Raw genomic sequence first — 19910 nt, 5'->3', positions numbered from 1 at the left:
ATTGCTCCGAATACGATGAACCCTATCACCACACAGAACCAGAAAATGTTCATGTGCAGGTCGAATACTGCGTGACTGATTTCAGTCGCTCCGGGCGCCATATTCACAGTCCAGGCCGCATTGGCCTGGCTGAAAATCGACCACAACAGGAGGCCCATCCAGACGTGTGGATGTCGCATCATTGCGGGTTCCCCTTATCGTTCTTGTTATCCCGCCGGCTTTCGCCTGCGGCAAGGGAGCGGCTGCATCAGACTACGAACTTGAATCGCCGGGCCTTGCTGCGGGTGCAGTCGGGCGTCATCAGCTAACTCCATTCAATGGCGAGTATAGACAGCGACTGGAAATTGCAATGTGAGGACGTAAATGAACTGAAACAGCCGAGACTTGCGTTCAAGGGCACGAATGGAGAAGGATGCAGACGAGAGGTGGTAAATCGATATAACGCAGGCGCATCAAGGATGAAATAATTATGACAAATGCGTCTTAGCATTTTTCGTAAGCCAGCTAACTTATGTCTTCCCTATTTCATTGCCTTGTTCCCTGGAGTTTTCATGAACACCGCCGCATTGCGCGAGCAGATCCAAACCGCCCAACAGCACGAGAAAGACACCGGCCTGCTGACCCGTCAGCTGGAAAGCAAGCTGCCTCATTTACACCCGGCGATCCAATTGCCGGAAGCCGACGCCAAAGGCGTGCTGACGCGTTTTGTCGCCGCCTACATCGATGAAGTGCCAGACCTGCTGGATGCAGCCAATGAAGTCGCCAGGGAAGCGGGAATCGAATCGCAGATCAAACCGGTGCTGAAAATCGCCGAGCAGTATTTCCTCCAGCCGCCGGTAATCATGGCCGGGCACGTTGGCCTGGACAGCCTGCTGGACGAAGCCTACCTGGCGCACCGTTTTGTCGAAGAGGTCAACGACCTGTACATCAAGCATTTCGGCCAGCCACTGATCCCCTTGGACATGACGGTCGCCAATCTGATTGCTCACCAATTGATCGGTGAGGAGTTTGCCAACCAACTGGACGAAGCGGTGCATCACGCCATCGACGAGATGCTCAACGAAGAGAGTTTTGCGCTGGAGTCGGTAGAGGCCTACCGCGAAAAACTCAGCAGCCCCGACACCGGTGCGGCGTGGAAACGCTGGCCGTGCATGGGCCGTCGATTGGGTGTGGGTCTGGAGCTGGATCAACCGGCTGCTTAACCCAGAAACACCTCAACACCTGTGGGAGCTGGCAAGCCAGCTCCCACAGGTGTTGTGTTCAGGCGGGAAGATTTAGCCGGCCGCGCCGATCCCGGTGGTAGTCCGAATACGCCCCTCAAGCCTGCGCTTCAACCCACGCGACTCAATCAACAGCTTCGACCCCTTCGCCGCATTCGCCCGGCCCCACTCTTCCAGCAACTCCAGACACGAATGGTCGATGTAGCTCAGGTTATTGAGCGGCACATGCACCGTGGTGCCCATAGGAATCGTGTTCAGCACCTGCGTCAGCGCCGGCACCTTGAGGAACGTCGCCGCCCCCACCAGACGCAACTCCATCTCGCCGTCCTGCGGCAGATCGATCAAGCTGATCTTCAAGCGCGAAGCCTTGAACGCCAGTTTCAGCAAGGTCAGGCCGAAGCCGATCAGCACGCCGGTCAACAGGTCGGTGAAGATGATCGCCAGCGCCGTCGCGGCGTAAGTGAACATCGGCATCCGGCCATAACGACCCAGCCCGCGAAACGCCTTGAGATCCACCAGTTTGAAACCGGTATACACCAGCACACCCGCCAAACTCGCCACCGGAATGCTTTGCAGCACGCTCGACAGCAACAGCACGAACGCCAGCAGCCACAGGCCATGGAAGATTGTCGAATAGCGCGTGGTCGCACCGGCCTGGACGTTGGCCGAACTGCGCACGATTACCCCGGTCATCGGCAACGCGCCGACCAGGCCGCAAAGCATGTTGCCGACGCCTTGTGCCGACAGTTCACGGTCGAAGTCCGAACGAACACCGCTGTGCATGCGATCCACCGCCGCCGCCGACAACAGGGTTTCGGCGCTGGCGATAAACGCCACGGCAAACGCAGCGATCAGCAGCGTCGGGTCCGCCAGACTGAGCAGATCCGCCGGTTTCAGCCAATCGATGGCTTCTGCCAGATTGGCCGGCACCTCGACGCGTTTAACCTGCAACGCCAGCATCAGACTGGCACCCGTCGCCAGACCCACACCCAGCAATGCGCCGGGAATAAAGCGCAGGGAATGCGGACGGAATTTCTCCCACAGCCACATCACCGCAATAGTCGCCAGCCCGAGCAGACCGGCCTGCCAGCCAAACGACGGCAAGGCTTGCGCCACCGCAGCGGGGAACGCTGTGAGGTTATCCAGCCCAGAGGGCTTTGGTGAGGCGTCGAGCATCACATGGATTTGTGAGAGCACAATCAACACGCCGATCCCGGCCAGCATGCCGTAGACCACCGCTGGCGCTGTGACCCGAAACCAGCAACCGAGCTTCAGTCGCCCGGCCACCAGTTGCAGGAAACCGGCCAGCAGCAGAATCGGCCCGAGCATCTCGATGCCGTGCTGGCGCACCAGTTCAAACACCAACACTGCCAGACCCGCTGCCGGCCCGCTGACCTGCAACGGCGAACCCGCCAGCCAACCCACGACCAGACCGCCGATGATCCCGGTGATCAGGCCTTTGGCCGGCGGCAACCCTGACGCAATCGCAATGCCCATGCACAGCGGCAGGGCGACCAGAAATACAACCACCGAAGCGAGCAGCTCCCGTGGCAACACCGCTTTTAATTGAGCAGCACGCATGATGACTCTCCCGAAGCTTTCTTCAGGCGTGGCGAGGCCGGGCCGCTGAAACAGCGGCCGGCGTCAAACCACACAGATTGTTAGGAAGATTTAGAAGCGCGCTTTGGGCGTCGCCACCGGAATCGGATGGCTGCCGTCGAGCGGCAGGAAGCAGCCCTGATCCGCGTCGTAAGCTTTGATTTCGCTGGTTTCGATGTTGTAGACCCAGCCATGGATGAACAGATGACCGTTCGCCATGCGCGAGGCTACCGAAGGATGGGTACGCAAGTGCTGCAATTGGGCGATGACGTTTTCCTCAGTGAGGATCGGCATGCTTTCTTTTTCGTCGGCGCAGTTACAGTTTTCATGCACCATGGTTTTGGCCACTTCGGCGTGGCGCAACCAGGCTTTGACCGTCGGCATTTTTTCCAGGCTGTCGGGGTTGAGCACCGCGCGCATGGCGCCGCAATCCGAGTGGCCGCAGATGATGATGTGCTGCACGCCGAGCGCCAGCACCGCGTATTCGATCGCAGTGGAAACGCCGCCGTTCATCTGGCCGTAGGGCGGTACAACGTTGCCGACGTTACGGGTCACGAACAGATCGCCGGGCGAACTCTGGGTGATCAGTTCGGGCACGATGCGCGAGTCGGCGCAGGTGATGAACATCGCTTTTGGCGACTGGGCCGTGGCGAGTTTTTTGAAGAGTTCTTCCTGCTGCGGGAAGACCTCATGATGAAAATGCAAAAAGCCGTCTACGATCTGACGCAGCGCTGCATCGGCGGATTCCGCCACAGGGGCTTGCGCCGACGCAGCCAACGGCTGTTTATCCTTGTCACTCATGATTCATCCTCTTAGGCGGATTCAGGGAGTCATGCCCCGGTATTCCGGTATGAAGCCAGTGGCTGTTTAAAACATCCGAGTCATCCCGACCCGTCAGTCACTCGATGAACAAGGTAGCCGTCGAAACTTAACTCAAACTGAATCAAGCGCTCTAGAACGTGTGTTCCAGGTCACAAAAAACGTGACTGGCAGTTTCGACGGAAGGGTTCCGACCACTCAACCATAGGCCAATTGTCGCTAAATCAACGACATCTGGCGACCCGGCGGACAGAAGGCTGTGCAATCGAGGTTGTAGCTCTCGCGATGATTGAGGCCCAGACGCTTGATGGCTTTGGCAAACCTCTGCGCCAGCAGATCTGCAAACGGCCCTTCACCTCGCATCCTCGCGCCGAAACGGCTGTCGTAGAGCTCGCCGCCACGGCTTTGTCGAACCAGGCTCAACACATGCGCTGCGCGTTGCGGATAATGCGCTTGCAGCCATTCCTCGAACAGCGGTGCCACTTCCAGCGGCAGGCGCAGCATCATGTAGGCCGCACTTTGCGCGCCGGCGGCTTGGGCCTCGGTCAGCAGGCTTTCGATCTCGCTGTCGTTGATCATCGGAATCATCGGTGAACACAGCACTCCCACCGGAACTCCCGCTTCACGCATCACCCGGATTGCCCGCAAGCGCGCCTTGGGCGCAGCGGCGCGGGGTTCGAGGATTCGCTTCAGTTCATCGTCCAGTGTGGTCAGGCTGATCATCACCGCCACCAGCCGCTGTTGCGCCAGTTCGGTGAGCAAGTCGAGGTCGCGCAGGATCAACGAGCCCTTGGTGACAATGGTCACCGGGTGCCGATAACGCAGCAGCACTTCGAGGATCTGGCGGGTGATCTTGTGTTCGCGTTCGATCGGCTGATACGGATCGGTGTTGGAACCGAGATTGATCGGCGCGCATTGATAGCCTTTTTTCCCGAGCTGTTCTTCCAGCACTTGGGCAGCGTTGGTCTTGGCGATCAGCTTCGTTTCGAAATCGAGCCCCGGCGACATGTCCCAATAGGCGTGGCTGGGCCGCGCGTAACAATAGATGCAGCCATGTTCGCAGCCACGATAGGGGTTGATAGAGCGGTCGAACGGCAGATCCGGCGAGGTGTTGCGGGTGATGATCGTCTTCGCCGTTTCGATCATCACCTCGGTGCCCTGGGTCTCGGGCACTTCCTGATACCAGCCGTCGTCTTCGGCAACCGAGCGGCTCGGTGCGAAGCGGTTGTGCGGGTTGCTGGCGGTGCCGCGACCACGGTCAGGGATGGCCATAATGAAATTCCACGATGCTGTATGTCCGTACAGTATCGTGGAAATGGGTAACCCGCCAGTGCCGTCGGGCGATAAGCAAGATAATAGAGTTGTCAGTCAGTTCAGGCTTTGAACCCTTTCATTGAGGCAAAAGAATTTGCGATCCTCTTGAATACAAGTTGATCGTTAAGATCAATGCGGTTATCGCCGTTGGCATCTACAGTATTTGAAACCTTGTTATACAGGCCGTTTCTATAATCTGTCGCTGTGACGGTAAAGTCAGGCTGGCTCAAACCGGGATTTGAAACATTGAACAGTCCAATTTTGACATCGGGCGGTGCAGCCGGGCTGCCGTTATTATCGAAAGACACCAGCATGCTCTTATAGCGACGGCCGTCATCCTGCTTGCTTAAACCTGCAATAGCAGAGGCAATATCAGCGGCGAGGGTGTAATAAGACTGGTCATCTTCATCAAGGTCGCCATCTCCCTCGACATCGTCATACCCTTCGACGGTTTCATATTTTTTACTGACCGTGTTGTATTCAACTGTGACAACTACGTTGGGTTTACTGCCCGGCGCATATCCATCGTTGTATCGGGAGATGATCGCTTCGGCGTGATGATCTCCCTTGATATCCTTGAACTCATATAACACAGCGTAATTCATAATGTCCGCTCCCTGCCATACTCAATATTAAAAGTGTAGTAGTCACGCCTTTGAAATTAGAACTGCCGTCAATAAATGTCTACTGTTATAGTTGACAGGGTGTATATATCGACAGCAAGACAGTCAGCACTGTCTGCTTATACACCCTGTCAGGTATGACAGTAGATGTGTTCATACTTTGGATTTAGCCTGAGGAGCGTGCGGCAACTTTGCCGGTGATCCTGGCGTAATCAACGGACAGAGATTTTATTTATGACGATCAGGATATTGCTCGAAATCGCGGATATGGACCAAGATGGAAATCCGGAGGTCGCGTTCTATCACTACGATGAAGACGCGACGGAAATGATGGATTACGACTACTCGTTGTTCGCTTCTTCGTCGCAAGGTAACGGTCGTTATGACTTGATTTCCGAAGACGCCGTCGATGCTGACGGCGATGGCGACATCGATAAACACGACAAGAAGCTTTACTTGCAGTTGGCGGATGCCTTTGCGCAATTCAAGGGCTTTCAGCCCAAGCGTTGATTGGCTCGCTGACACAGCACAAGCCTTCGTGCCATGTCAGCGATATTCAAGCGTCAGTTATGCGAAGTGACTTGCCCCAGGTCATCGCCGGAAGTGGTCTGCATATCGTTCTTGCGCAGATTGGCAACATCGGCTGCTTTCACTGGAGCGCCCTTGTTACCCCAACTGCCGCGAATAAAACTCACCACATCTGCGACTTCCTGATCCGACAGGCGCCATGCATACGCTGGCATGGTGAAGGTCGAAGGCGCCGTGTGCGTCGCTGGCAAAGTCCCGCCCTTGAGCACAATGTGAATCAACGAAGTCGGGTCATCTGATTGCAGCACCGGATTGCCTGCCAGCGCCGGGAATACCCGCGTATAGCCGTGGCCGTCCGTGCGGTGGCACGCCGCGCAGTTGTCGATGTACACCGCTGCGCCGCGCTGACTGTCGTCACCGTTCCACAGGGCCTTGGCGACTTTTTCGTCGTACTGGTGCGGCTGATCGTTCGGATCAGTCGCTGGCAACGACTTGAGATAGCGGGCAATCGCGGTCAGGTCGGCGTCGGTCATGTATTGCATGCTGTGGGTGACCACATCGCTCATGCCGCCGAACACTGCGCTACGGTCGCTGCGACCGGTCTTGAGGAATTGCACCAGTTGCTCTTCACTCCAGCTACCCAGGCCGTCCTTGTGGTCACCGCGCAGACTCTTGGCGATCCAGCCTTCCAGCGGCGCGCTGCCGGCCAGGAAGTTTTTACCATCCGCTGCACTCAAGGATTTTTCCTGCATGGTCAGGGCACGTGGCGTATGACAGGCGCCGCAATGTCCGAGGCCTTCCACCAGATAAGCCCCACGATCAATGACCGGATCTTCTGACGTGGCCTTGTAGTCCTCGACCTTCGGCGCAAACATCCAGCGCCAGCCCATCAACGGCCAGCGCATGCTCAACGGCCACGGGATGTCGCTGGCCTTGTTCTCCTGCGCCACCGGTTCAACGCCTCGCATGAAGTACGCGTACAACGCTTTCATGTCGCCTTCGCTGACACGGGCGTAGGACGGATACGGCATTGCCGGGTACAACGTACTACCGTTTTTGGCGACGCCGTGACGCACGGCCTGATCGAAGTCCTCGAAGCTGTAATCACCGACGCCGGTTTTATCCGGGGTGATGTTGGTCGAGTAGATCGTGCCAATCGGGGTTTCCATCGGCAGTCCACCGGCGAAAGGCTTGCCGTCCTTCGCGGTGTGACAAGCCACACAGTCGCCGGCGCGGGCGAGGTATTCGCCCTGTTTGATCAAGGACTGATCAACTTCGGCCGCTTGCAAAGTAGCGCTGCCGAGCAGGGCCAGGGTCGCGATAACAAAACTCTTCATGGTCATCGCTCCTTAAGCCTGAACCAGCGGGCCGGGGTTTTTCAGGTATTGCTCACGGATCGCTTTCGCCGACCAGTAAGTCAGCGCAGCCACCAGCCCTGTCGGGTTGTAACCCAGGCCTTGCGGGAACGCCGATGCCCCCGGCACGAACACGTTGTGCACGTCCCAGCTCTGCAAGTAGCGGTTCAGAGCGCTGGTTTTCGGGTCGGTGCCCATGATCGCGCCACCGTTGAGGTGGGTGGTCTGGTACGACGCGGTGTTGAAGTGGTCGCCGACTTTCTTGCCGATCACCGCAATGGCTTTCGGGCCCATTGCTTCGGCGACTTTGCCCATTTTCTCGACCATGAAGCGGTTCATCTTGATGTCGTTTTCCTGCCAGTCGAACGTCATCCGCAGCAGCGGCAAGCCGTAGGCATCGCGGTACACCGGATCGAGATCGAGGTAGTTGCCTCTGTAGGATTGATGCGCGCCGTGAGCGTCCATCGATACCTGATGGGTGTAGTAATCGGCGGTCGCGCGTTTCCACGCACTGCCCCAGGCCGGAGTGTCCGGTGGGTTGGAGGTGCCGGCAATCGGTCGGCTGCCAGCCTGGTTGACCCACATCGGCGAGCCACCGACGAAGCCGTGCGGGCCGTGGTCGAAGTTGTCGGCGTTGAAGTCATCCAGCGCCACACCGTTGCCACCGGCACCGATGAAGTTGTTGGTGTGGGTGTCCTTGTCGAAGAACGCTTTTATGGTCGCCATGTTCTGGTAGGCGAAGTTACGCCCGACCACACCTTCGCCGCTGATCGGGTCGTAGGGCTTGCCGATCCCGGAGAGCAGCATCAGCCGCACGTTGTGCAACTGGAAGGCGCCGAGAATCACCAGATCCGCCGGTTGCTCGATCTCGCGGCCCTGACCGTCGATGTAAGTCACGCCGGTGGCTTTGGTTTTGCTGCTGTCGAGGTTGACCCGCAATACATGCGAGTTGGGCCGCAGCTCGAAATTCGGCAAAGGCTTGAGCGCCGGCAGAATGTTCACGTTTGGCGAAGCCTTGGAATACATGTAGCAAACGTAACCGCTGCAAAATCCGCAGAAGTTGCACGGGCCCATCTGTGCGCCGTAGGGATTGGTGTAAGGCCCTGAAGTATTCGCCGAAGGCAGGTTGTAGGGTTTGTAACCAACCTCTGTGGCCGCTTTACCGAACAGCTGTGCGGAAACGGTGTTTTTCTGCGCTTCCAATGGGAAGTGGTTCGAACGATCAGGGGCATAGGGATTACCGCCCTTGCCTTCGCCCACCAACTGACCCTTCACAGTCCATGCCTGACCCGAGGTGCCGAAGACTTTTTCGGCGTAATCGAAGAACGGCTCCAGTTCTTCATAGCTGACACCGAAGTCCTGGATGGTCATGTCCTTGGGGATGAAGCTTTTGCCGTAGCGTTCTTCGTAGTGGCTGCGCATACGCAACTCGATCGGGTCGACGCGAAAGTGCACGCCCGACCAGTGCAGCCCTGCACCGCCGACGCCGTTGCCCGGCAGGAACGCGCCCAATTGGCGGTTCGGCAGGGCAATGTCGTTGACGCTATGGCGAATGGTGACGGTCTCTTTGGAAATGTCCTGGAAAAGTTTTTTGCGCACGCTGTAGGTGAGTTCGTCGATCACCTGCGGATAGTTGCCGTCGGGGTAGGTGTCCTGCATCGGCCCGCGCTCCAGCGCCAGCACGTTAAGACCCGCTTCGGTCAGCTCCTTGGCCATGATCGCGCCGGTCCAGCCGAACCCGACGATGACTGCATCGACCTTCTTCATTACCGTTGCCATGCCTTAAGCCCTCTCGCCGCGAATCGAAACTGCCGGGAAGGGGTATTGCTCGTTGCGTTCCACCCAATCCATGAAATCGGCGCGGGCGCCGGGGAAGCCGATCATGGTCCAGCCGACCATGCCTTTATTGCCGCCGTGGATCGGATCGCAGAAGAACCCTTCCTTGGTGTTTTGCAGCAGCAGATTGAAGAAAATCTTCGCCGGGACGCTATCGAACGGCGGTTTTCCGGCTTCGAGTTGCTTGAGCAAATCGTCTCGGGTAGCGCTGTCTTGCTCGGCAAATGTTTTACCGTTGAGGGATTTGGTCCACTGATCCGTGGCGGCGATGCCGAGGCGATAGATCTCTTTTGGCACCAGTTTGCTCTGCCAGCCCATCTCCGGTGCTGCGTCGGCATTGAACGGACCCTGCATGTACCAAAGGGCACCAGCGGCATACGGCGTGTTCATTTGACGATCGATGTATTCCGGCACGCCGGCTTCAAGCGCACCCGGGCCTTGGGCATCGTTGGGAATCAATTGCGCCACGGCAGCATTGATGAATGCCCATTCTTCTGCGGTGAAATAGCTCGGCTGATAAACGCCTGCGTCGCCGCGAGCCGGTTGCGCGGCAGGTTTGGCCGGTGCGGCTTCAGGCGCTGCTTGCAGCACGCTGCTGCCCAGACCGGTACCCGCCAGGGTCACCACTGGAATCAGGATCAGGGATTTGCGCAAAAACTCACGCCGCGGGTTGTCTCGATCTGCATCAGACATGGGGGGCACCTCATCAGGCATTGATGGTTGTCAGCCGTTTCTGAGAACGGTTTCAGGATTTGTCGTCGCGACGTGGCCGGTTGACCCGGAAAAGGGGGGCGCATCTGCAACATGATGTGACAAATGGTAGCAGGCTAAGCATCCGGTTGAATCGATTCAGCGTAAAAAGACTGAAATTTTGCTTGCCGGTCCGCTGTAACAGCGCGGGTTCACGATTCTTTGACAGCCGGCTCACGGGGCTTTGACCGGCAGGCTGCGAAGCTGCGTGCTATCACTGAACCATCTCGATACGGTCAACCCAGCATGCCCCGAATGCGCCTTTTCCCTGCTTTGTGTTTATCGCTTGTTGCCCTGCTGCACTTGATCCCCGCCCAGGCGGCTGACAGTCCGACCTCCCGTCCGCCTGAGTGGGCGCAACCGGTTGAAGTGCAATACAACCTGTTCCAGATGTCGCCAACCCTCTACCGCAGCGCATTACCTGATGGCGGTGTGGTGCCGTTGCTGAAGAATCTCAAGGTGGCCACTGTGATCAACTTCCTGCCGGAAGCCGACACCAATTGGCTGTCCGAGCCGGGCATCAATCAGGTGCAGTTGCCGTATCGCACCAACCACGTCGACGACAGCGACGTGCTCAAGACCTTGCGCGCCATCGAGAGCGCCGAAGCCAATGGCCCGGTGTTGATGCATTGCAAACACGGCTCCGATCGCACCGGTCTGATGGCCGCGATGTACCGCGTGGTGGTGCAGGGCTGGAGCAAAGAGGACGCGTTGAGCGAGATGACCCAGGGCGGGTTTGGTGAGAGCGGGCACTTTCGCGACAGCGTGCGTTACGTGATGCAGGCCGATGTCGACAAGTTGCGCACCGCGCTGGCTAACGGCGATTGCAGTACCAGCGCGTTCGCAACTTGTTCGATGAAGAGCTGGTTCCAGACGGTCAATTTGAAATGATCGACCCACTCAATCGGTCGTGGCCGCAAATAGCGCTGCGTTGATCGGCCGGTCTAGAAAGGTTTCCAGCGCTTTCAGTAACGAGCGTGAGTCGCCGGGGGCGAAGAACGCATCGCGAAAACCCCGACCCGTTTGCGGGTCGAACACCCCATCACGCTGAAACCGTTCGAACACTTCGGTGGCCAATACGCCAGACCACTTGTAGGCATAGACCGATGCCTCATAACCGGTCACCAGGTAGTCAAAACCATTGGCGAAACGGTGATATCCCGACAGTTGCAGGTGAGGAACTTCACGCTGCACATCCTTGAATACTTGTTCGATGCTGCGGCTATCGCCGTGACTGCAATGTAATTGCAGATCGAACAGTGCCGTCATCAGCAACATAGCGGTTGTGCGACTGGTGTGGGCACCAATGGCCGCCAGCGCGGTGTTGACCCGAGCCTCAGTCAGCTGTTCGCCACTCTGGTAATGAGCCGCCAGCCACAACAGAAACGAGGGCGACAGGCAAAAGTGTTCGAACAACTGCCCGGCGAATTCGGCGGTATCACGCCCCAGTTGGGAAATACCCGCCAGGTTGCGATGGGGCGATCGCGTCAGAACATGCTGCAGACAGTGGCCGAATTCGTGGAACAGCACCCGCAGATTTTCGTGAGAGAGCAGGCAGGGATGCTCGTCGGTGGCAGCCGTGAAGTTGCTATAAAGACGGGCGATCGGCAGCGATGGCCGCCCCTCGGCATTGATTCGGCGAATGCGCAGGACAGTGGTGAACGCGTAGTCGGCGTCCTCTTCACGGTGATAGGGATCAAAGTAGATATACCCGATCACCTGCCCGTGCTCGCTGACCTCAAAGAGCCTTACATCGTCGTGCCAGTGGCTGAACGTCGTCTGTTCGACGATGCGGATCCCGAACAGGCGCTCGCTGAACTGACAGAGTCGACGCAAGATGCCATCAAGCGGGAAGTATTGCCGCAAGCCTTTCAGCGCACCGTTCAATTGCTGAATGCGTAGTTGCTCGGCAAGAAAGTCTTCATCCCACGCCTGTACGTGCGCAATCCCCAGCGTGTGTGCGAACGCTTTCAGGGCCTGGGTATCGCGCAGCAATGCCGGTTTATTCAAAGCCACTTGCTGACGCAAAAAGGCAGCGACCTGCTCAGGAGACGATGCCATGCGATTTTCGAGGCGTAACTGGACGTAATTCTCGAAACCCAATACCCGGGCTTTCTCGTGACGCAAGGCGACCAGTACGGTCAGCACCGGATCGTTATCGAGTTTGTCCGCCCGGGGGCCCTGGTCGGACGCCCGGGAAAGCCAGGCAGTGAAATACGCCTCCCGCAGCGCCCGGTCCTGTGCATGGGTCAGGATTTGCCGGTAGGTGTTTTGATCCAGCGTGAGCAGCCAGCCGTCGTGTCCTGCCTGTTTGGCATTGAGGGCCAGACGCGCCTTTGCCGCGGCAGACAAGCCTTCAAGCTGCGTGACGTCGTCGATGCGCTTGCTCCATGCGGCGTTTGCCAGCTCCAGATTGCTTCTAAACAGTTGCTCCATACTTTTGATGTCGCGGTTCAGGCGGGTGAGTTTCTGCTGCTGTGCAGGCGGTAGTTCGATACCGGACAAGCGGAATTTGCGCAGAACCTTCGCCAACGAGGCTTTGCGCTGACCATCGAAACTCGCCGCCACCGAACTCTTCGCCAGACGTTGATAAACACGGTAGAGCGCCAGGTTAGCGGCCTTGTCGGCCGTGTACTGGGCCGCGACAAGGCTGCACAACGCGCTTTCCCTGAGCCAGTCGATATCATCGGGTTTGACGGTCGAGAGGGTTTCAATGACGCCTATGGCTTCATCCAGACGAGCATCGGCCTCATCAATGGCAACCACCAGATCGTCCCAGCCAGGATGTTCGGTCTGGCTGGCGATCACCTGCGCAATGATCTGGCGGTTTTCGGCAACGATCACGTTGATGGCCGGGAGCAGATGCTCGGCGCGAATCGCCGACCACGGGGGCAGAGTCCAGTTTTGTAACAGCGGATTGGTGTCAGGCATGGCGTCTTCCTTGAGGCGTGGCTGAATGGGCCAGCCTAAACAGGAAGAGCGGGAGATGGGCGGTAGATAGTTACCACCTTCCACCGCTTAGCGACGGAAGGTGGCAGTGACTCATTATTGCGGGTCAGGCTTTTTCGCAAGCTTGGGGTTGGGGAAGAACTGCACTGCCTGAACCTTCTTGTCCGGAGGTGGCTTGAGCGCGCTGGTGTTGACCCGCGTGCCCAGCTCTTTCGGTACCGACAGCCCTTGCTCGTTCAGCGTGTCGGAGTAACCGCAGGCCACGCATTCGCGGTGCGGCACGGTGTCCTCGTTCCACATCATCAGCTTGTCCGGCTCGCTGCACGCCGGGCAGACCGCCCCGGCGATAAAGCGTCTTTTGGTAATCACAGGCCCCTCGCTCATGCTGCCGCGTCCTCACTGAGGCCGCTGTGGCGCAAGAGTGCGTCAATCGACGGCTCGCGACCACGGAAGTCGACGAACAACACCATCGGCGCCTGCGAACCGCCGCGAGCCAGAATCGCTTCGCGGAACGCGCGACCGGTTTCAGCGTTGAGCACGCCGTCCTCTTCGAACTTCGAAAACGCATCGGCCGACAGCACTTCCGCCCACTTGTAGCTGTAGTAACCCGCAGCGTAACCGCCGGCAAAGATGTGCGCGAAGCTGTTCGGGAAGCGGTTGTAGGCCGGTGGACGCATCACCGAAACCTCGTCTCGCACGCCTTCGAGCACCTGCAACACGCTGCGGCCATCGCCGTGTGTGGCGTGCAGTTCGAAGTCGAACAGCGAGAATTCCAGCTGACGCACCATCATCAGGCCGGACTGGAAGTTCTTCGCCGCGAGCATTTTTTCCAGAAGATCCTGTGGCAGCGGCTCGCCGGTTTCGTAATGACCGGAAATCAGCGCCAGACCTTCCGGCTCCCAGCACCAGTTTTCCATGAACTGGCTCGGCAGCTCGACCGCGTCCCACGCCACGCCGTTGATGCCCGAAACACCGACGTGATCAACGCGGGTCAGCAGGTGATGCAGGCCATGACCGAATTCGTGGAACAGGGTGGTGACTTCGTCGTGGGTCAGCAGCGCAGGCTTGCCACTGTCGGCCGGGGTGAAGTTGCACACCAGATTGGCCACCGGACTTTGCAGCACGCCTTCGGCAGTGCGGCGGCGGTCGCGGGCGCCGTCCATCCACGCACCGCCACGCTTGTTGGCGCGGGCATACAGGTCGAAGAAGAAGCGGCCGACATGCTGGCCGTTTTCCTTGATTTCGAACAGGCGGACATCCGGGTGCCAGGTGTCGAAGCCTTTCTGCTCGGCGATTTCGATGCCGTACAGACGCTGGACGATGGCGAACAAACCGCCCAGCACTTTGTCGATCGGGAAGTAGGCGCGCAGGGTTTCCTGGGCGACGCTGTAGCGTTGTTCGCGGAGTTTTTCACCGTAGAAACCGCTGTCCCAGCTTTGCAGATCGGTGCAGCCCTGTTCGGCGGCGTAAGCGCGCAGCTGTTGCAGGTCCTGCGCGGCGAACGGTTTGCTGCGCTTGGCCAGATCACGCAGGAAGCTCAGCACCTGATCGCTGGACTCGGCCATTTTGGTCGCCAGGCTCAGCTCGGAGAAACTGGTGAAGCCCAACAGCTTGGCCAGTTCCTGACGCAGGTCGAGGATCTCTTCCATCACCGGGCTGTTGTCGTTCTGACCGGCATTCGGGCCTTGATCCGAGGCGCGGGTGCAGTAGGCGGCGTAGACTTCTTCGCGCAGCGCACGGTCTTGAGCGTAGGTCATCACCGCGTAGTAGCTCGGGAATTCCAGGCTGATCAGCCAACCATCAAGGCCTTTGGCCTGTGCAGCGGCGGCCATTTGCGCCTTGGCCGAATCGGTCAGGCCGGCGAGGGCGGCTTCGTCGGTGACGTGCTTGGTCCAGGCCTGGGTGGCGTCGAGCAGTTGGTTAGAGAAACGGCTGCCCAGTTCGGACAGCTTGCTTTGCACTTCGGCGTAGCGCTTCTGATCGGCTTCAGGCAGGTCGATACCCGACAGGCGGAAATCGCGCAGGGCGTGTTCCAGAATGGTTTTTTGCGCCACGTCGAAACCGGCGGCTTCCGGGCTGTTGGCCAAGGCTTCATAAGCCTGGAACAGTTCGCGGTTCTGGCCCATCTCGGTGGAGTAGGCGCTCAGGGCCGGCAGGCACGACTCGTAGGCTTCACGCAGTTCGGCGCTGTTGCACACGGCGTTGAGGTGGCTCACTGGGCTCCATGCGGCACCGAGACGGTCATTGAGTTCGTCCATCGCCAGCACCAGGCCGGCCCAGGTAGGGTTCTGGCGTTGGGTTTTGAGGATATCGGCGATGGCGGCGCGGTTGTCGGCGAGGATGGTTTCGATCGCTGGCAGCACGTGCTCGGCACGGATCGTGGAGAACGGCGGCAGGTCGTAGGACTGCAGAAGAGGGTTGTTCACGCTCACGGTTGGCACCTTGGCTGGAAGAAACATGCGCCCATCTTAATTACAATCGACACTCACCGCAGCTATCGGCGACAGAGAGAGAACTAATCGTGCCCCTTCGCAAGTACCAGAATCACACCCCGCAGTTGCGCAAAGGCGCGTTTGTCGACGCTTCGGCGGTGGTGATCGGCGACGTCGAAATCGGCGAAGACAGCTCCGTCTGGCCGCTGACGGTCATTCGTGGCGACATGCACCGCATCCGCATCGGTGCGCGTACCAGCGTGCAGGACGGCTGCGTGTTGCACATCACCCACGCCGGCCCGTTCAACCCGGACGGCTTCCCGCTGTTGATCGGCGACGACGTGACCATCGCCCATAAAGTCATGCTCCATGGCTGCACGGTTGGCAGTCGCGTGCTGATCGGCATGGGCAGCATCGTCATGGATGGCGCGGTGGTCGAGGACGATGTGATCATCGGCGCCGGCAGCCTGGTGCCGCCGGGCAAACGCCTGGAAAGCGGTTTTCTGTACGTGGGCAGCCCGGTGAAACAGGTCCGTGCGCTGACCGAAAAGGAAAACGCCTTCTTCACCTACAGCGCGGCGAACTACGTGAAGCTCAAGGACCTGCACCTGGCCGAAGGCTACGACCAGCTCTGAATCGACTTACACCTGCTCAGGATTTCTCATGCATTACCAGACCGTACTGTTCGACCTCGATGGCACCCTGACTGACCCGCGTGAGGGCATCACCCGTTCCATCCAGTTCGCCTTGGGCAAACTCGGCATCGACGAGCCGGATCTGACCAAACTGGAACACTTCATCGGCCCACCGCTGTTGCAGGCGTTCATGCAGTTTTATGGGTTTGACGAGGCCAAAGCGTGGGAGGCGGTGAATTTCTATCGTGAGCGCTTCAGGGTCACCGGTCTGTATGAGAACCAAGTGTTCGAGGGTGTTACGCCGTTGCTGGAAACCCTCAGCGGGCAAGGGCGGCAGTTGTATATCGCGACGTCCAAGCCGTGGGTGTTTGCCCGTGAGATTGCCCGGCACTTCGATTTTGCCCGTCACTTCAAGGTGATTTACGGCAGTGAGCTGGATGGCACGCGGACCAACAAGGTTGAACTGATTGCTCATCTGGTGGCCGAGGAAGGGCTGGATCCGGCGAATACGCTGATGATTGGCGATCGCAAGCATGACCTGATCGGCGCGCGCAGCAACGGGCTGGATGCGGCGGCGGTGGGGTATGGGTTTGGCAGTTTTGAAGAGTTGAATGCCGAAGCGCCTACCTTCCACTTTGAAACGCTGGCCGAGTTGCATCAGGCATTTATGCGGCGCTAATCAGTACGCCATCGCTGGCTTGCCAGCGATGAGGCCAGTTCGGTCACTGACGGACTTAGCGCTCTGCGAGCGCTTTCAATGCCGCTTTGCGCTCCGCGACAGGGAGCCCCCCTAACCGCTCGACCTCGGCATAAAACCTCACCCAATCCCCCCCGACCTGCCTGAACAAAGCAGCAAACGCCGGCACCCATTGGTCATACAGCCCAAACGGCAACAGCCGCGCATTGTTCAGCGGCGCATTGACCCAAGCGTCATAACGCTTGTCCCCGGCCCACTGGCCGTCGCGCATCAGCCGATAATCCCGGCGAAACTGCTCGAACTCTGCCGCTTTGCGCTCACGCATCTGCTCGACGGGCAGCGGCTGGGCATAGAGTTTTTCCAGGCGTGAGCGCGTATTCAGCACCAACTCGATGAACTGATCACGCTGCTTGAGCTTGGAATCGGTATCCGGAGGCAACCCACGAAACGCGCGCCACTGCAGCGTGCCTTCCTGCTCGACAAACGTGGCGAAGGACTCGTTGAACTCAGTGTCGTCCTTCACATAGACGCGTTGATGGGCCAATTCATGAAAGATCAGCGTGGCCAGGCGTTCGTCGCCCCAGCCCATCATCGAGTTGAGGATCGGATCGTTGAACCAGCCCAGCGTCGAATAGGCCTCGACGCCACCCATCGACACGTCCATCCCTTGCAGGCGCTGAATCGCCGCTTCGCCCCGCGCCGCGCTTTGGCTGTAGTAGCCGCGATAAGCCACGCACCCGGCAATCGGGAAGCAATGGTTTTGCGGGGTCAGGGAAAATTCCTGGGTGGCGAATACGTTCCACACCACAAACGGCCGGCCAATGTCGGCGTACAAGCGATAGCTCTGGTTATCCGGTAGATGCAGGTGCTCGCTGGCGAAGGCCCGGGCCTTTTGCGACTGGGCCAGACGCGTGCGCAGTTTCGCATCGCGATTCGGGTCGGCGATCACCTCGGCCACCGGTTCCCGCGCCCCCAGCAATTGCAACTGACCACCGGCCAACTGGCTGTAATAGCTGACGCTGGAACAACCGTTGAGCAACAAAAGCATCACACCCGGAAACAAAATCCGAAAAACGCGATCAAGTAACCGATGGCTTGGAAGCGGCCTGATCAAAATAAGAAATCCCTGGAAAGTCTGCCCGCAAGACTATCCCGCCCATTGGAGCTTCGCTATGCGCATGTTGATGCTGACAGGAGGCCTGCTGACGCTGGCCGGTTGTGCCGGATTCGGAATGCCCGATCCAGACCCTTCGCAAGCCTGGATCGATCTGGATGCCCGGCAGCAGGACACGGCGCTGCAAGCGCTGCAGGTCGACAGCAAGGCTGCTGTCGACAAACGTTACTTCGAGGTGCAGCCGGGCAGCCATGAACTGAAGGTGCGTTATCAGTTTCCGGTTGACGCGACCAATATCGGCCCCGATGCCGAGCCGCTATGGCGCGATTGCCAGTTGAGCGTCAAATTCAAGGATTTCAACGCTGGCCAGCGTTATCAGTTGCAGGCCGGCAGTATTGGTTTCAGGCCTTGGGCCAAGCTGTATGACGAGCAGCGCAAGGTCGTGGGGCAGGGCACGCCGGCAGGCTGTCAGAAGACCTGATCGGCGTTATGCTGGTTGTCCAATCCAAAGGACATTGATCATGCGCAGGTTGACGCTGTTGCTCGCTGCAAGTGTGGTTGCCGGTTGCCAGAGCCCGATGCCGGCGGCCGATCCGGGGAAGGCCTGGGTCGACTTTGCCATGCCCACCCCAGGCGGCAAGGTTTTGATGGCCGAGCGTCTGGACAATGTGCGCCTGCAGGATGGGCGCTTTTTCCAGGTCGCTCCGGGCAGTCACGAACTGACGGTTCGTTTTGACTTCGAGGTGTTCGGCGGTGGTCAGGGGATGGATACCGACCCTCAGGAACGGCTCTGTTACATGAGGGTGCGTTACGATCATTTCGAAGCCGGGCAACGTTACCGGCTCGAAGCCCGATCACTGGCCTTCACGCCCAGCGCCCGGTTGATCAATCGCCAAGGGCAGATCGTTGCTGAAGAGCGGCAGGTTAACTGTGTGCCCTGAGCGGTATCAGTCGCTGTTCTTTTGATAGACGATTGCTTTGGAGCCGTTCTCGCAAGAACCGACAACCATGGCGATGTCGTGTTTTGCGGCTTCTTCCTTGGTGACGATTTCCAGCGTGTAGGAGGGAACGGCTTTGGCCTGGATCTTTATTTCGATCTCTTTCCTGAGCTCTTCGCAGTCTTTAGGGGCGGCAAGAACCGATGTGGCCAGTGCACTGCAGAGGATCGCCAAGCCAATACGTTTCATCAATGTAGCTCCTTGAGGCAGCGCGCACGGGCGTGCGCTGAAGCTGCTGTCACTTATTCGACCACACTTTGCCAGAGCGGGTTCTGACTTCGCTCACAACTCGTGTTTTCGGTTTCAGATTTTTGGTGACGCTTAGATGGCTATTGCGAGCAAGCTCACTCCTACAGGGAATCTCGGTTGTTCACAATCAATGTGCCCGCTGGAGATCAAATGTAGGAGTGAGCCTGCTCGCGATAGCGTCAGACCCGGTCAGCGATGACTCAGCCGACCAGCGAAGCCTCAAGGGTGATCTTGGCATTCAAAACCTTGGACACCGGGCACCCTTCCTTGGCCTTGTTGCTCAGTTCTTCAAACTGCGCCTGAGTCGCCCCCGGAATTTTTGCCTTGAGGATGAGTTTCACCGCCGTGATGGCGAAACCACCGTCAACCTGATCAAGCGTGACTTCGGCGTTGGTGTCGATGCTGTCGGCTGTCAGGCCTGCATCGCCGAGAATCATCGAAAACGCCATGGAGAAACAGCCGGCATGCGCAGCGCCGATCAGTTCTTCGGGGTTGGTGCCTTTGCCGCCCTCGAAGCGGGCCTTGAAGCCGTAGGGGGCTTCTCTGAGGACGCCGGTCTCGGTGGAGATCGAGCCGATGCCGGTTTTCAGATCACCTGCCCAATGTGCGGATGCTTTCTTAACAATAGCCATGTCTGCCTCCTCAAGATCTGGTGCGGAACGCCGCGCCGTCGTGGTTTTTGCTTGCAAGGCTTCTGAGGATAGACGCCGGAACAAAGTTCAGCTCATCTGAATGGTTGACTTTTTTAGTAGGAAATTTCGCCTGTGCTATTGAAATTCGGGTATATGCCCA

General features: G+C 58.5%; 20 protein-coding genes and 1 pseudogene. 7 read left to right on the top strand and 14 right to left on the bottom strand.

Annotated elements, in window-relative coordinates:
* Nucleotides 1-182, bottom strand: a pseudogene (locus ACIOVB_RS20425) (cytochrome c oxidase subunit II); the annotation flags it as partial.
* A gap of 369 nt (nt 183-551) precedes the next feature.
* Here ACIOVB_RS20425 and ACIOVB_RS20420 point away from each other — a divergent pair.
* Nucleotides 552-1202: a hypothetical protein gene (locus ACIOVB_RS20420; protein WP_401270804.1), complete on the top strand. Its 651-nt coding sequence runs from the start codon at nt 552-554 to the stop codon at nt 1200-1202.
* Between the two features lie 72 nt (nt 1203-1274).
* Here the strand turns inward: ACIOVB_RS20420 and ACIOVB_RS20415 are convergent, their stop codons facing one another.
* The 4 genes from ACIOVB_RS20415 to ACIOVB_RS20400 form a co-directional block, all read right to left on the bottom strand.
* Nucleotides 1275-2801, bottom strand: a complete 1527-nt coding sequence (locus ACIOVB_RS20415; protein ID WP_401270802.1) for a SulP family inorganic anion transporter — start codon at nt 2799-2801, stop codon at nt 1275-1277.
* Between the two features lie 90 nt (nt 2802-2891).
* Nucleotides 2892-3620: a carbonic anhydrase gene (locus ACIOVB_RS20410; protein WP_187680730.1), complete on the bottom strand. Its 729-nt coding sequence runs from the start codon at nt 3618-3620 to the stop codon at nt 2892-2894.
* A 237-nt stretch (nt 3621-3857) separates the two neighbouring features.
* Nucleotides 3858-4910 carry a PA0069 family radical SAM protein gene (locus ACIOVB_RS20405; RefSeq protein WP_401270799.1) on the bottom strand — a complete coding sequence of 351 codons (1053 nt, stop codon included), beginning with the start codon at nt 4908-4910 and terminating at the stop codon, nt 3858-3860.
* Nucleotides 4911-5011: 101 nt separating this feature from the next.
* Nucleotides 5012-5557 carry a hypothetical protein gene (locus ACIOVB_RS20400; RefSeq protein ID WP_401270797.1) on the bottom strand — a complete coding sequence of 182 codons (546 nt, stop codon included), beginning with the start codon at nt 5555-5557 and terminating at the stop codon, nt 5012-5014.
* A gap of 285 nt (nt 5558-5842) precedes the next feature.
* On the opposite strand from ACIOVB_RS20400, the gene ACIOVB_RS20395 reads away from it, so the two are divergent.
* Nucleotides 5843-6085: a hypothetical protein gene (locus ACIOVB_RS20395; protein ID WP_401270794.1), complete on the top strand. Its 243-nt coding sequence runs from the start codon at nt 5843-5845 to the stop codon at nt 6083-6085.
* Between the two features lie 53 nt (nt 6086-6138).
* Here ACIOVB_RS20395 and ACIOVB_RS20390 read toward each other — a convergent pair whose 3' ends face one another.
* The 3 genes from ACIOVB_RS20390 to ACIOVB_RS20380 are packed head-to-tail and all read right to left on the bottom strand — an operon-like array spanning nt 6139 to nt 9987.
* Nucleotides 6139-7440, bottom strand: a complete 1302-nt coding sequence (locus ACIOVB_RS20390) for a c-type cytochrome (protein ID WP_401270792.1) — start codon at nt 7438-7440, stop codon at nt 6139-6141.
* 12 nt (nt 7441-7452) lie between these two features.
* A complete protein-coding gene (locus tag ACIOVB_RS20385) occupies nt 7453-9237 on the bottom strand; it encodes a GMC family oxidoreductase (protein ID WP_401270790.1) in 1785 nt (594 codons plus the stop codon).
* Between the two features lie 3 nt (nt 9238-9240).
* Nucleotides 9241-9987, bottom strand: a complete 747-nt coding sequence (locus ACIOVB_RS20380; protein ID WP_401270787.1) for a gluconate 2-dehydrogenase subunit 3 family protein — start codon at nt 9985-9987, stop codon at nt 9241-9243.
* Between the two features lie 303 nt (nt 9988-10290).
* Between ACIOVB_RS20380 and ACIOVB_RS20375 the strand changes: the two genes are divergently transcribed.
* Entirely contained in the window at nt 10291-10935 is a 645-nt protein-coding gene (locus ACIOVB_RS20375) for a dual specificity protein phosphatase family protein (protein WP_401270785.1), read from the top strand.
* A 9-nt stretch (nt 10936-10944) separates the two neighbouring features.
* Here ACIOVB_RS20375 and ACIOVB_RS20370 read toward each other — a convergent pair whose 3' ends face one another.
* From ACIOVB_RS20370 to prlC, 3 genes are all read right to left on the bottom strand, one after another.
* Nucleotides 10945-12975: a M3 family metallopeptidase gene (locus ACIOVB_RS20370; RefSeq protein WP_401270783.1), complete on the bottom strand. Its 2031-nt coding sequence runs from the start codon at nt 12973-12975 to the stop codon at nt 10945-10947.
* Nucleotides 12976-13089: 114 nt separating this feature from the next.
* Nucleotides 13090-13377 carry a YheV family putative zinc ribbon protein gene (locus tag ACIOVB_RS20365; RefSeq protein ID WP_401270780.1) on the bottom strand — a complete coding sequence of 96 codons (288 nt, stop codon included), beginning with the start codon at nt 13375-13377 and terminating at the stop codon, nt 13090-13092.
* Nucleotides 13374-15452: an oligopeptidase A gene (prlC, locus tag ACIOVB_RS20360; protein WP_401270778.1), complete on the bottom strand. Its 2079-nt coding sequence runs from the start codon at nt 15450-15452 to the stop codon at nt 13374-13376. Before prlC ends, ACIOVB_RS20365 begins: the two co-directional genes overlap by 4 nt.
* Before the next feature lie 62 nt (nt 15453-15514).
* On the opposite strand from prlC, the gene ACIOVB_RS20355 reads away from it, so the two are divergent.
* Both ACIOVB_RS20355 and ACIOVB_RS20350 read left to right on the top strand, forming a co-directional pair.
* Nucleotides 15515-16060: a gamma carbonic anhydrase family protein gene (locus ACIOVB_RS20355; protein ID WP_187680741.1), complete on the top strand. Its 546-nt coding sequence runs from the start codon at nt 15515-15517 to the stop codon at nt 16058-16060.
* Between the two features lie 28 nt (nt 16061-16088).
* The gene (locus ACIOVB_RS20350; RefSeq protein ID WP_401270776.1) at nt 16089-16739 is read left to right on the top strand and encodes an HAD family hydrolase; all 651 of its coding nucleotides are present in this window, start codon (nt 16089-16091) and stop codon (nt 16737-16739) included.
* Between the two features lie 55 nt (nt 16740-16794).
* Here ACIOVB_RS20350 and ACIOVB_RS20345 read toward each other — a convergent pair whose 3' ends face one another.
* Complete coding sequence (locus tag ACIOVB_RS20345; protein ID WP_401270774.1) at nt 16795-17871, bottom strand: aminopeptidase; 1077 nt, start codon at nt 17869-17871, stop codon at nt 16795-16797.
* Between the two features lie 58 nt (nt 17872-17929).
* On the opposite strand from ACIOVB_RS20345, the gene ACIOVB_RS20340 reads away from it, so the two are divergent.
* Both ACIOVB_RS20340 and ACIOVB_RS20335 read left to right on the top strand, forming a co-directional pair.
* On the top strand, nt 17930-18352 hold the full coding sequence (locus ACIOVB_RS20340) for a hypothetical protein (RefSeq protein WP_401270771.1): 423 nt from the start codon (nt 17930-17932) through the stop codon (nt 18350-18352).
* A gap of 40 nt (nt 18353-18392) precedes the next feature.
* The gene (locus ACIOVB_RS20335) at nt 18393-18812 is read left to right on the top strand and encodes a hypothetical protein (protein ID WP_401270768.1); all 420 of its coding nucleotides are present in this window, start codon (nt 18393-18395) and stop codon (nt 18810-18812) included.
* A 6-nt stretch (nt 18813-18818) separates the two neighbouring features.
* Here the strand turns inward: ACIOVB_RS20335 and ACIOVB_RS20330 are convergent, their stop codons facing one another.
* A complete protein-coding gene (locus tag ACIOVB_RS20330; protein ID WP_123536991.1) occupies nt 18819-19058 on the bottom strand; it encodes a DUF1161 domain-containing protein in 240 nt (79 codons plus the stop codon).
* 260 nt (nt 19059-19318) lie between these two features.
* Nucleotides 19319-19750 carry an OsmC family protein gene (locus tag ACIOVB_RS20325; RefSeq protein ID WP_401270766.1) on the bottom strand — a complete coding sequence of 144 codons (432 nt, stop codon included), beginning with the start codon at nt 19748-19750 and terminating at the stop codon, nt 19319-19321.
* Nucleotides 19751-19910: the final 160 nt, after the last annotated feature.

Source organism: Pseudomonas sp. NPDC087639, from assembly GCF_044743385.1.
In the GTDB taxonomy this organism is placed as follows: domain Bacteria; phylum Pseudomonadota; class Gammaproteobacteria; order Pseudomonadales; family Pseudomonadaceae; genus Aquipseudomonas.
Note: the sequence above shows the minus strand (reverse complement) of the source record. Positions and strands in the feature narration are given on the sequence as shown.